Raw genomic sequence first — 13,016 nt, 5'->3', positions numbered from 1 at the left:
TAGTCTCTTGTCAAGGAAATTTTTCTGCAATTTTTACAAATCGTTGCAAAACAGGAAAAGGCGGCAGGAAAAGCCCTGCCGCCTCGCCTGATTTACACTTATTCAGCCATTTTATAAATCTTATATATATCGGCCGACGTCAGCTGCCCGAAGCAGCCTTCTTTGACCATATCCCGTTTCGTACACTTCTTCGCCATGTCCCAATACTGTTCTTCCGTCGGCTGGATGCCCAGCTCCGTCAGCGACGTCGGCATATCGATTTCTTTAAAGAAGGCTTCCATCTTAGCAATACCTTCCAAGGCCGCCGCTTCCTCATCTTCGCCCTGCACGCCGAAAACGAGACGAGCCAATTTAGCGAAGCGTCCTGTGTCTTTATGCAGGACGTACCGGGCCCAGCTAGGCCAGATAGCCGCCAGACCGGCGCCGTGAGCGACGTCGAACAGGCCGCTGACTTCCATTTCGATGTGGTGCGTTCCCCAGTCGCCGCGGCCGTTGCCGCCGTCGAACAAGCCGTTATGGGCCAGGCTGCCGGCCCACATGATTTCAAAGTTGGCGTTGTAGTCCTTCGGGTTTTCTTTTACGATACGCGCGTTTTTGATGACGTTGCGGATGAGGGCCGCCGCCATGGAGTCGGTCAGGTCGTCTTCCGCATTCGGGTTGAAGAACCGTTCCAGCACGTGCATGATCATGTCGACGTTGCCGCAGGCCATCTGATACGGCGGCAGCGTGTACAGCAGCTCCGGATTCATGATGGCGAAGATCGGGCGAAGGATGTCGTTTTGATAGCCAATCTTATACCAGCCCTTTTCATTCGTAATGACCGAGGCCCAGCTCGTTTCGCTGCCGGCTGCGGCGATGGTCAGAATGCAGCCCAGGGGCACAACCCGTTCCGGGACGGCGCGGCGCAGATAAAAATCCCATACGTCGCCGTCGTAGTAATAGCCCATGCCGACGGCTTTGGCTTCATCGATAACGCTGCCGCCGCCGACGGCCAGGATGAAATCAATCTCTTCCTTCTTCGCCAGTGCAATAGCTTCGTGCGTATGCGAAAGGAGCGGATTCGGATGCACGCCGCCGAAGGCGACATAGGATACGCCAGCATCTGTCAGGGCCTGTTCCACCCGGTCGAGCAGGCCGGAACGCTTGACGCTGCCGCCGCCGTACAGAACCAGCACCTTTGTCGCGCCGTAGCTCTTCACGATATCTCCGACTCGCTGTTCTTCGTCTCGGCCAAAAAAGACCTTCGTCGGCGTATAGTAGGTAAAATTATTCATAGTCATCCCTCCATATCTAATTCTGCGTTGTGATGATACCTTCATTATATAAGGTCATCCCGTTCTGTGCAATCAAAACAGGTGGGGCAATCTGCACGCATACGATACGACCTTGCGCACCATATGCAAAAAAAGAGACTCCGCAGAGCCTCTTTTCAGCAGATATTATGCGTCGAACAACGTATCCTGCGAATCTTCTTCGCCTTCTACGGTGATCGTATCTAACGCAGCGACTTTATCGTCGCCTTCCAGTTTTTGAATCTTGACGCCCGACGTGTTGCGTCCCTTCTTGATGCCGATGCTTTCGATATCCGTGCGGATGACAATGCCGTTCGACGTAATGAGCATGAGCTCCTGATTTTCGTGGACGACTTCTACGCCGACAATTGCGCCGGTCTTCGGCGTAATCTTGAAATTCTTCACGCCTTTGCCGCCGCGCAGCTGGATCTTATAGGCGTCCATATTATTCCGCTTGCCGAAGCCTTCTTCGCTCACCGTCAGAACCTGGCAGTCCGGTTCGAGCACGTCGGCGCCGATGACGCTGTCCCCTTCGGCCAGGGAAATGCCGCGGACGCCGCGGGTATTGCGGCCCATAGGACGGACGTCGTTTTCATTAAAGCAGATCGCCATGCCCAGCTTCGTCGCCAGAATAATGCGCTGATCGCCCTTTGTCAGGCGCACCTTCGCCAAGTGGTCGCCTTCCATGAGGGAAATGGCGATGAGGCCGTGGCGGCGAACGTTTTTAAATTCCTTCAGCTCCGTCTTCTTGACCAGCCCCTTTTCCGTCGCCATGAACAGGTTCATGGACGGGTCTACCTGGTCCAGGTCGATCAGGGCGTTTACCTTTTCCCCGCTGGCCATCTGCGGCAGGATGTTGATCGCGGCGATACCCTTGGAGTTGCGGCTGTTCGCTTCAGGGATTTCGTAGGCCTTCAGGCGGTATACGCGGCCAAAGTTCGTAAAGAACAAGACCGTGTTAAGCGACGACGTATACAGCAGATGGTTGACGGCGTCTTCATCTTTCGTGCTCATGCCCTTGATGCCCCGGCCGCCCTTATTCTGCGTATGGTATACGTTGGCGTTGATGCGCTTTACGTAGCCCCGGCGCGTCAGGGTAATGACCATCCGTTCGTTCGGAATCATGTCTTCGATAGCGAAATCAGACGAGTCGGCTACGATTTCCGTCCGCCGTTCGTCGGCAAATTTCTTCTTCGCGTCGAGCAGTTCCGCCTTGACGATTTCCATAATCTTGTGGTCGTCGGCCAAGACGTCGCGCAAGTAGGCAATCCGGTCCTGCACTTCCTTGTATTCCTGTTCTATTTTTTCTCGTTCCAAGCCGGTCAGGCGGCGCAGGCGCATGTCGAGAATCGCCGTCGACTGCTTGTCGCTGAGGCCGAATTTGCTCATCAAGGCCTGTTTGGCAATTTCATCGGTCTGAGATTCGCGAATCGTCCGGATGACTTCGTCGATGTGGTCCAGCGCAATGAGCAGGCCTTCCAAAATATGGGCCCGGGCCAGCGCCTTTTCCAGTTCAAATTTGCAGCGCCGTGTAATGACGACCTTCTGGTGTTCCAAATAGTAATGGAGGACTTCCTTCAAGGTCAAGATGCGGGGGTGGCCGTCAACGAGGGCCAGCATGATAACGCCGAAGGTTTCCTGAAGCTGCGTATGCTTATACAGCTTGTTCAGGACAATATCCGGGTTGGCGTCAGCCCGCAGCTCGATGACGATGCGCAGCCCCTTGCGGTCCGATTCGTCCCGCAGGGCCGTAATGCCGTCGATTTCCTTGTTGCGCGACAAGTTGGCAATCGATTCGATAACCCGGGCCTTGTTGACCTGATAGGGAATTTCCGTGACGACAATGCGGTTTTTGCCCTTCGCCATGGGCTCGATGGACGCGCAGGAACGCATCTTGATGCTGCCGCGGCCCGTAGAGTAGGCTTTTAAAATGCCGTCGTGTCCCATGATTTTCGCACCCGTCGGGAAGTCGGGTCCTTTGATCTTGGTCATAAGCTCGTCCAGGCTCGCTTCGGGATTGTCGATGAGCATGACGCAGCCGTCGATGACTTCGCCTAAGTTATGGGGCGGAATGTTGGTCGCCATGCCGACGGCGATGCCGGCAGAGCCGTTGACCAGCAGATTGGGAATCTTAGACGGCAGCACGACCGGTTCCTGGAGAGACCCGTCGTAGTTAGGCATAAAATCAACCGTATCCTTGTCGATATCTTCCAACATTTCGCCGGTGATCTTAGCCATACGCACTTCTGTATAACGCATGGCAGCCGCGGAGTCGCCGTCGACAGAGCCGAAGTTTCCGTGACCGTCAACAAGAGGATAGCGCGTGGAGAAATCCTGGGCCAGGCGGACTGTCGCATCATATACGGAACTGTCACCATGGGGATGATACTTACCTAAAACTTCCCCGACGATACGCGCTGACTTTTTGTACGGCTTGTTCGGCGTCATGCCCGCTTCATGCATGGCGTACAAAATACGGCGGTGAACAGGCTTGAGCCCGTCCCGTACATCAGGCAATGCGCGCGTAATGATAACGCTCATGGCATAGTCGATGTACGACGTCTGCATTTCGCTTTCCAGACAAACCGGTAATACTTTATCAGATTGTTGTTCGTCCACAATGTCACCTCAAATATAATGTAATAATATAAATACTGGGACGTCCTGCATATATCGTTATAGATATATATTTAGGATATCTGTTCTATTATACCAAAAAATCAGCAAAATAGATAGCTCCGCCGAAAAACAGCCCTTCATCCGCCTTGACGCGCCTTTTATAAAGGATGTAGAATAGAGAAAAAGTATTCTTTAGGGAGAATCCATCATGACAACTTCGCCTATTATACCCGATGATCCGGCAAAGGAAATCGGAAAAATTTTAAAACGCATCCGCTTTGACCGCGACTTGACGCTGGATAATGTCGCCGCCATGACCGGCGTGAGCAAAACCATGCTGGGACAAATAGAACGGGGCGTATCCGTGCCGACGATTTCCGTATTATGGAAAATCGCCAAGGGCCTGCAAATTTCCTTGTCTACCTTGCTGAACGAACCGCCGCAGCAATACCAGGCCGTCGATATCCTGAAGGATCTGCAGCCCATTTACGACGAAAACAATAACATGATATTGTACAATATCTTTCCCTTCAATCCCCTCAGCGGCTTTGAATATTTCTACATCATCCTTCAGCCCGGCACGAAGCATCATTCTGATGCCCACCGCAACATTGCCGAAGAATACGTCATCGTCACGGAAGGCACGCTGACCCTGCAGGTCGAACAGCAGACCTTTACGCTGACAGCGCCGGCTAAGATTAATTTCCGGGCCAACGCGGACCACTACTATATCAACAATACAGATAAGCCGGTTATTTTCCAGAATATCATGAAATATTAACGCCGATCGCGTCATCAAACCACGACAAAAAACCTCTCCGCCTCATATCCTATGGATATGAAAGCAGAGAGGTTCTTTTTTTATTTAAAGGATACGGCGCGGACGCCTTCCTTCTCGATGATATCAGTTAAATGCTGCAGCTCCTCCTGGGAGGGAGTTCGAAATTCGCCCTCGTCATAGGGCATTCCCAGTTGTACGTATTTATCCACACCGTATGGATGATAGGGCAGCAGCTCTATCTGCGGGTCGCAGAGGTGAGCCTTGACAAACTGCGCCGTACGCCTGATGTTGTCGTCATCGCCATTGACGCCCATAATCGTCGGAATGCGGACGACGATGCCGCTGCGCTGCCCGCCAAGAGCGGCGATATTGCGCAGGATGCGGTCGTTGTCGACGCCGGTAAAGGCGATGTGCTTTTCCCTATCCATATGCTTGATGTCCAGAAACAGCAAGTCGATTTTATCCAACGTAGGCTGCAAAGCCTCCAAGTCGAAATACGCGCTCGTCTCGATGGCCTGATCCAGCCCCATGTCGTACACGGCGTCGACGAGCTCCGCCAGAAATTCCGCCTGCATGGTACATTCTCCGCCGGAATAGGTGACGCCGCCGCCGGAATTGCGGAAAAACCGCAGCTGCGTTTCCAATTTAGCTGTAATCTCATCGACAGTATACTCTGTAACGGTATTCTTACGGGCCTTTTCCAGGCAAGCATCGACGCAGGCACCGCATCCCGTACAGCGTTCCCTGGCCTGGGGCGACTGAAAATCGAAGCTGATGCCTTCGGGGCATACGGCTTCGCAGCGGCGGCAGCCAATGCACCGCGACGCGACGTACAGGATTTGATTTTTCGGCGTATATCCTTCGGGATTTGCGCACCACCGGCAGCGCAGGGGGCATCCGGCGAAAAAGATCGTCGTCCGGATGCCGTCGCCGTCGTTGACGGAATAATTCTGCAGCTGTAAAATGCGGCCCTTAGAAGCCATCGTGAACGCTCCGGCGAATGATGGAGTCCTGCAGCGTCTTGGAAAGGTGGACGAACTGCGTGCTGTATCCGGCTACGCGGACCAGGAGGTCTTTGTAATCTTCAGGATGCTTCTGCGCTTCGATGAGCGTTTCCGTAGACAAGGTGTTGAACTGTACGTGGAACGCGCCCATATCGAAGAAGGTCTGTACCATAGCGGCCAGATTGCTTCTGCCCCGTTTCGTCTTGACCAGGTCGTGGCTTAAGCGCATGTTGAGCAGCGTGCCGCCGGAATGAACGTCCTGGTTCATCTTCGCGCAGGAATTCATCGCGGCCAGAGGCGTAGACGTATCGGTACCGGCGACAGGCGAAACGCCTTCGGAAATCGGTTCGCCGGCCTTGCGTCCGCATGCCGTCGCGCCGATAACCCGGCCCGTCGGAATGAAATTGGAAATGCCCATAAAGGCGCTCGTAAAGGGATTCCCGTAAATATCCGTGTATTTATGGGTTTCTTCATAGAAGTGGTTGGAAATGCGCTGGGCAATGTCGTCGACAAAGTCGTCGTCGTTGCCGTACTTCGGCGCGTTCTGAGCCTGTTTGCGCAATTCTTCGTAGCCTTCCCAGTTCTTGTCCATGGCGTCGAGGATTTCGTCCATCGTGCAGACCTTATCTTCGAATACGAGCTTCTTAATTGCCGCCAGGCTGTTGGCCGATTCGGCCAGGCCGATGCCGGTCAGCACGGGGCCGACGTTGTATTTCGCACCGCCGTCGACGAGGTCCTTGCCCTTTTCCAGGCAGTCTTCAAACAACGCCGAGAAATACGGACGAGGGATCATGTCCTTCTGCAGGCGCTGGGCGATGAGCGTGCCCGTAACGGAAATGTCGATGAGGTTGTCAAACTGTTCCATGAAAGCTTTTTCTACGTCTTCGTACGAAGCGAACTTTCTGTCCTGATAGATAGGCAGGCCCATTTGCTTGCCCGTCATGCGGCTCTTGCCGCCGTTCGTCGCGTATTCGAAAGCGCCGCTGAAGTTGACGTTTACCGTGCTCGTCCATTCGAAGGTCTTGCGGAAATGGGGCACGACGCAGCCGCAGTTATTCCAGTCGCGGGCGTCTTCCGTATCGTAGCCGAGGTTTTTCAGCATCTGGTATCCCGTCTTATCGCTGTGAATGGCCGGGAAGCCCGTGCCCAGGGCGACGAGGTCCATGACGGCGTCAACGAATTCTTTCGGGCTGTTCTGGGAAATGCGGACGGATAAGCCCGGCTGATGGGTCTTCACTTCGGCCGTCGCCTTCAGCGCCAGGTAGCTCAGCTCGTTCGTCGCGTCCTTGCCATAGCGGTCGCTGCCGCCGACGGTCAGGTTCTGGAACTGGTTATAGCCGGCGAAGAAGTCCGCCGTATTGGCCGAAATCGTCCAGACCCATTCGGACAGCTTGAGCCAGTAGCATTCGATGAGCTCTAAAATGCCGTCGTCGTCATGGAGCTTATTGTCGATATCGTAGCGGTAATACGGATACATGTACTGGTCGAAGCGGCCCGGGTTGAGGGACAAGGGATTTTCCATCAAGATGCCGCCGAGCTGATAGAACCAGATCATCTGCAGTGCTTCCTGGAAGGTCTGAGGCGGGAATTCGGGAACGCGGCGGCAAATCGCGGCAATCTGCTGCAATTCGCTCTTGCGCACGGCGTCCGTTTCAGCCGCAGCCATTTCTTCCGCCTTGTCGGCATAGCGATGAGCTAAGGCAATCATGCCTTCGCCGCACAAAATGACGGAGCGGTAGAAATCATATTTTTTCAGCGCATCGGGCTGGGAAAGCTTAAGCTGAGCCATTTTTTCCCGGCACGTATCGATAATGCCGCGGAAGCCTTTCTTAAACAAGACGTCCTGATAGTCCGGCGTAATTTCGCCTACGGACTGACGCCATTTGGAATCGATATCGATAATGCCCGTATCGACGGCGACCTTCGCCGTTTCCGCCGGAATCTGGGCCAAGAAGGCTTCTTCCAGCGATTTGCCCTTCCAATAGGGGAAAATATTCTGGCGAACGAAGGCACGCTGTTCGTCCGTCATTTCATAGGGATCCTGCACGCGGTCGGAGAAATGGTCCATTTCCCGATCTACCCAGGTCCAGGAAAATTCAGGCGTCAGGATACCGCATTTGCGGAATTCGCCGACGGCGCCGACGATGAGTTCGCCGGGGAAAATCGTAACGACGAGTTGTTCGCACACGTCTTTAAACGCCTGGGCGCGGCGAATCGGTTCCGTCTGGCCTTCCGTTTTTTTATACGACTCGGTCCAGATTCTGGCCCGGTCATAGGAAATAGCCGGTTTGTTATTTACATACTCGTTTTTTGCTTTTTGAATTCGTTCCGTAAGCATAGGATGTGCCTCCTCTTTGAAGTACAAAGCATTTTGTGCGTTATAACGTCTTTCATGACTTCAATGTATCACATTAATGCTCCATTGTCAATAGAAAAAAACAGCTCCTTTGCGCATATAATCGGGCCCGACGACACAAGCTTCGTCTTAGCAAAATATCTCCGTTCAACCGCGATAAAAGGGCCGCCCCGCCGCTGGCGAGACAGCCCTTCATCGTCCGATCCCGACGGAAGGAGCGCCGTCGTCAGGACAGGTTATCCATTGTATTCCTTATATAATTCGTTCAGGATGTGCCGTCTCGTCACGAGACCTACGAGCCGGTTGTTGTCGATGACCGGAATCAGCTTGAGATGCTCCGATACCATGATGCCGGCGATCTGTTCGACCGTCGCCTTCGGCGAAGCGACGACGACGTCCGTCGTCATGAGCTCCTTCGCGTTGCAGGCCATCTTCTTCTGATAGCCCTTTTCATACTCGTTCATGCCGTTGTAATAGACGTTTTCTCCCAGCAAACTGGAATAATGGGCCATATGGGGCTTAACTTTTTTATACACCAGGTCTGCTTCCGTCACGATGCCCGCCAGAGCGCCGTCGTCCCGTACAATGGGAATGACGGCTACGTTATGCTCTACCATCATGTCGATGAGGTCAAAGACAGACGTGTCCGGAGCGGCCGTGACAAAGCTTTTTTCCATAATATCGGCAACAGTACGTTTTTCCATCGAAAACCTCCCCCTCTCAGCGTACTTGTCTGGAATAGGTCGTATGCAGCAGCTTGTGGGCTTTTTCACCCAGCGGCTCGCCCAGCCAGTTCTGATACAGCGCCTGAATCTGCGGATTGTCGTGAGATTTGCGGAGACGGCTGGCGTCGTCGATGCGATACAGCGCTTCCATTCTCTTCTTTTTGATGGCCATGCTCGTCGGCACGGGCTGGCCGCCGCCGCCGATGCAGCCGCCGGGACAGGCCATGATTTCAATGAAATCATATTCGGCGTTGCCGGCCCGGATGCGGTCCATGATCTGCTGCGCCGCTCCCAGGGAATTGCAGACGGCAATGCGGACCTTATGACCGGCTACGTATACTGTCGCTTCTTTCGTCTGATACAAGCCGCGGACGGCCGTATATTCGATGTCCTTCAGTTCTTCGCCGGCTACGATATCGGCGACGGTGCGCAAGGCCGCTTCCATGACGCCGCCGCTCGTCCCGAAGATGACGCCGGCGCTGGAGCCGAGGCCGACCAAGGGATCGTCGAAGTCGCTGTCCGGCAGGGACTCAAAGCTGAGCCCGTCTTCACGGAGCATACGGCCCAGTTCGCGCGTCGTAATGGAAATATCGACGTCCTGATAGCCCGACGCGCGCAGCTGCGGCCGCAGGCATTCGGCCTTCTTTGCTGTGCAGGGCATGATGGACACGCTGACGATATTCGCCGGATCGACGCCGGCCTTTTCGGCCCAATAGGTCTTGATGATGGAGCCGAACATGCCCTGCGGCGATTTCGCCGTCGACAGATGATCCAGCAAATCGGGATATTTCAATTCGCACATGTTGACCCAGCCGGGGCTGCACGACGTAATCATCGGCAGGATGCCGCCGTTCTGCACCCGCTGCAGGAACTCATGGCCTTCTTCCATAATCGTGAGGTCGGCGCTGAAGTCCGTATCGAATACGCGGTCAAATCCCAGGCTCTTCAGGGCCGATACCATCTTGCCCGTTACGATACTGCCCGGTTCCATGCCCAGCTCTTCGCCGAGAGATACGCGGACAGCCGGCGCGATTTGGCATACGACGACCTTGTCGGTATCGTGGATGGCGTCCCATACGCGTTCCGTATCGTCCTTTTCGCGAATCGCCGCCGTCGGGCACACACTGGCGCACTGGCCGCAGTAGGTGCAGGCTACGTTGGACAAATCCTGCTCGAAGGCCGTCGAGACCATGGAGTCAAAGCCGCGGCGGGCGTAGCTGTATACGTTCATCTTCTGTACGTCGCGGCACATGCGGATGCAGCGGCCGCAGAGGATACATTTATCCTGATCGCGGACGAGACAGGGATTGGAATCGTCTATCGTATGGGCTTTCATTTCCCCGCCGTCGAAGCGCCGCGTGCGGACGCCCAGGTCGGCGGCCATCTTCTGAAGCTCGCAGTCGCCGTTCTTCTGGCAGGACAGACAGTCCTGAGGATGATTTGCCAGCAGGAGCTCCATGACCATACGGCGGGCCGCCCGCACCTTGCTCGTATTCGTCTTGACGACCATGCCTTCGGCTACGGGATAACAGCAGCTGGCGACCAGTCCTTTGGCGCCGCTGACTTCGCAGATGCAGAGACGGCACGCGCCTTCAGGCTTTAAATCAGGATGATAACACAAAGTAGGAATATATATACCGGACATCCGCGCCGCTTCCAAAATAGTAATTCCTTTGGGAACCGTGACGGTCATGCCGTTTATCGTTAAAGTAATCGATTCCATAACACACTCTCCTTACGCCTTTTTAACAGCCTTGAACGGACATTTACTCATGCAGACTCCGCATTTGATGCAGCGCTGCGGGTCGATAACGTGCTTTTCCTTCGGCTGGCCCGAAATCGCGTGGACCGGACAGTTGCGGGCGCACAAGCCGCAGCCCTTGCATTCGTCAGAAATGACGTAGTGCAGCAGGTCGGCACAGACGCCGGCAGGACATTCCTTGTTTTCAATATGGGCCTTGTATTCGTCGCCGAAGTAGTGAATAGTGCTCAGTACGGGATTGGGAGCCGTCTGGCCCAGGCCGCAAAGAGCAGACAATTTAATATTATTGGCCAAATCCTGGAGGAGATCGAAATCGCGGCGCGTCCCCTGGCCCTTTGTAATGCGGACGAGGATTTCCAGCATGCGCTTCGTCCCTTCGCGGCAGGGAGCGCATTTGCCGCACGATTCGGCCTGCGTAAAGGTTACGAAGAATTTCGCCACGTCGACCATACAGGTCGCTTCATCCATGACGACCAAGCCGCCGGACCCCATCATTGCACCGATGCCGGACAAGGAATCAAAGTCGACAGGCGTATCAAGCATGGCTTCAGGCAGACAGCCGCCGGAGGGGCCGCCGATCTGCACGGCTTTAAAGGCCTTGCCATGAGGAATGCCGCCGCCGATTTCAAAGATGATTTCCCGCATCGTAATGCCCATGGGCACTTCGGCCAGGCCCGTGTTGTTGATTTTGCCGGTCAGGGCGAAGACCTTCGTCCCAGGAGACGTCTTCGTGCCGATGGAGTTGAACCACGACGCGCCGTTGCGGATAATCGAAGCGACGTTGGCCCACGTTTCGACGTTGTTGTTGTTCGTCGGCTTGCCCCATAGGCCGCTGTTGGCCGGGAAAGGCGGACGGGGACTCGGCGTGCCGCGGCGGCCTTCAATGGAAGCGATGAGAGCCGTTTCTTCGCCGCAGACAAAGGCGCCGGCGCCTTTCTTGATGTGAATCTTAAAATTAAAGCCGCTTCCTAAGATATTATTGCCGAGCAGGCCGATTTCTTCTGCCTGCTTGATCGCGACTTCCAATCGGTGAATAGCCAAGGGATATTCAGCGCGGCAGTAGATATACGCTTCGTCGGCGCCGATAGCGTAGCCGCCGATGCACATACCTTCCAATACAGAGTGGGGGTCGCCTTCAAGAACGCTGCGGTCCATGAACGCACCCGGGTCGCCTTCGTCGGCGTTGCAGATGATGTATTTCTTATCGCCCGGCGCGTTGCGGCAGAACTGCCATTTTTTCCCCGTAGGGAAGCCTGCGCCGCCGCGGCCGCGCAGGCCTGAGGCAACAACTTCGTCGATGACGGCCTGCGGTTCCATGGTCAGCGCTTTCGCCAGGCCCTGATAGCCGTCCATGGCGATGTATTCGTTGATGTTTTCCGGATCTACGAGACCGCACCGTGCCAGGACGCGCCGTACCTGCTTCTTGTAAAAGGGAACTTCGTCGTTTGTCTCAACGCGCGTTTCCGTCACGGGGTCCATGTACAGCAGCGATTCTACGACTTCGCCCTTCATGATATGCTGTTCTACAATGTCTTTGGCGTCGCCGGCCTTTACGTGGACATAAAAGGTATTTTCCGGATATATCGTCACGATAGGGCCGTTTTCGCAGAAGCCGTGACAGCCCGTCTGAATCAGCTTAACCGCCGCCGACAAGCCGTTGTCTTCCAAAGCCTTCTGAAAGGCCTCCTGCAACTTTACGGAATTGGAAGCCACGCAGGCCGTACCGCCGCAGACCAGGATGTGCTTCTGCACGCCGGGACGAGTCCGGTCGACAGGCGTTACGGGAACGTTCTTTTCCGGCATCCGTATTTTCATATAGTCTTTCAGGGATTCGCGCAATGCGTTTAATTCTGTTATGGATTTCATTCCTGTATACTCCCTTCACGGTAAAATGAATCGATCTTATTCGTAGCTGGCCAAAATACGGGATATATCGTCGCTCGTCAGCCGGCCGTACGTTTCGCCGTTGATCTGCATGACCGGAGACATGCCGCAGGCGCCCAGGCAGGCGATAGTTTCCAGCGTAAACTTCTGATCGTCCGTCGTGTTGCCGGCTTTGATGCCCAGCTGCTTTTCCAGCTCGGCCAGAATGTGCTTGCCGCCGCGGACGTGGCAGGCCGTCCCCTGACAGCAGCAGATGATATTGCGTCCCCGCGGGTTCAAATGGAACTGGGAATAAAAGGTTACGACGCCGTACACGTCGGCAATCGGCACGTGAAGCCGTTCGGCAATGTACACCAGCGACGGCCGGGGCAAATAATTAAATAAATCCTGCACGTCCTGCAGGACGGCGATCAGCGAGCCTTCCTGCCCTTCATACTTCCTCATGATTTCATCAATTTTATCTTTTTTCTGTTCAAACGCTTCTTGTACGCTATTCGATGTCATCATATCCGCCTCCCATATTATGCAATTTTCTCATTTTCCCATTGCATTTCGATAATGATACTATACAACTTTTTTATCAAAATGTAAAC

At 54.6% G+C, this 13,016-nt stretch carries 9 protein-coding genes; 1 reads left to right on the top strand and 8 read right to left on the bottom strand.

The annotated features are described in order from the left end of the window. Window positions 1-98: 98 nt before the first annotated feature. Window positions 99-1,274, bottom strand: coding sequence for an iron-containing alcohol dehydrogenase (locus E0L13_RS06625; RefSeq protein WP_168061179.1), 1,176 nt, complete (start codon window positions 1,272-1,274; stop codon window positions 99-101). Between the two features lie 165 nt (window positions 1,275-1,439). Beyond that, window positions 1,440-3,911 (bottom strand): DNA gyrase subunit A, encoded by a 2,472-nt coding sequence (gene gyrA / locus E0L13_RS06620; protein ID WP_168061177.1) that lies wholly within the window; start codon window positions 3,909-3,911, stop codon window positions 1,440-1,442. Window positions 3,912-4,119: 208 nt separating this feature from the next. On the opposite strand from gyrA, the gene E0L13_RS06615 reads away from it, so the two are divergent. Then, window positions 4,120-4,692 (top strand): XRE family transcriptional regulator, encoded by a 573-nt coding sequence (locus E0L13_RS06615; RefSeq protein ID WP_087478121.1) that lies wholly within the window; start codon window positions 4,120-4,122, stop codon window positions 4,690-4,692. Between the two features lie 80 nt (window positions 4,693-4,772). Here the strand turns inward: E0L13_RS06615 and E0L13_RS06610 are convergent, their stop codons facing one another. The 6 genes from E0L13_RS06610 to nuoE form a co-directional block, all read right to left on the bottom strand. Next, window positions 4,773-5,675 (bottom strand): glycyl-radical enzyme activating protein, encoded by a 903-nt coding sequence (locus tag E0L13_RS06610; RefSeq protein WP_168061175.1) that lies wholly within the window; start codon window positions 5,673-5,675, stop codon window positions 4,773-4,775. Next, on the bottom strand, window positions 5,665-8,034 hold the full coding sequence (locus E0L13_RS06605; RefSeq protein WP_168061173.1) for a pyruvate formate lyase family protein: 2,370 nt from the start codon (window positions 8,032-8,034) through the stop codon (window positions 5,665-5,667). The genes E0L13_RS06610 and E0L13_RS06605 overlap by 11 nt, the downstream gene beginning before the upstream one ends. Window positions 8,035-8,288: 254 nt before the next feature. Continuing rightward, entirely contained in the window at window positions 8,289-8,756 is a 468-nt protein-coding gene (locus tag E0L13_RS06600) for a CBS domain-containing protein (RefSeq protein ID WP_087478124.1), read from the bottom strand. A 16-nt stretch (window positions 8,757-8,772) separates the two neighbouring features. After that, window positions 8,773-10,500, bottom strand: a complete 1,728-nt coding sequence (locus E0L13_RS06595; RefSeq protein ID WP_168061171.1) for an NADH-dependent [FeFe] hydrogenase, group A6 — start codon at window positions 10,498-10,500, stop codon at window positions 8,773-8,775. 12 nt (window positions 10,501-10,512) lie between these two features. Beyond that, complete coding sequence (nuoF, locus tag E0L13_RS06590; protein WP_168061169.1) at window positions 10,513-12,405, bottom strand: NADH-quinone oxidoreductase subunit NuoF; 1,893 nt, start codon at window positions 12,403-12,405, stop codon at window positions 10,513-10,515. A gap of 36 nt (window positions 12,406-12,441) precedes the next feature. After that, window positions 12,442-12,930, bottom strand: a complete 489-nt coding sequence (gene nuoE, locus E0L13_RS06585; protein WP_087478126.1) for an NADH-quinone oxidoreductase subunit NuoE — start codon at window positions 12,928-12,930, stop codon at window positions 12,442-12,444. Window positions 12,931-13,016: the final 86 nt, after the last annotated feature.

It is taken from the genome of Megasphaera sp. SW808, assembly GCF_012027795.1.
In the GTDB taxonomy this organism is placed as follows: Bacteria; Bacillota; Negativicutes; order Veillonellales; family Megasphaeraceae; genus Megasphaera; species Megasphaera stantonii.
The sequence above is the reverse complement of the archived record's forward strand: the minus strand, read 5'-3'. Positions and strand labels throughout refer to the sequence as shown.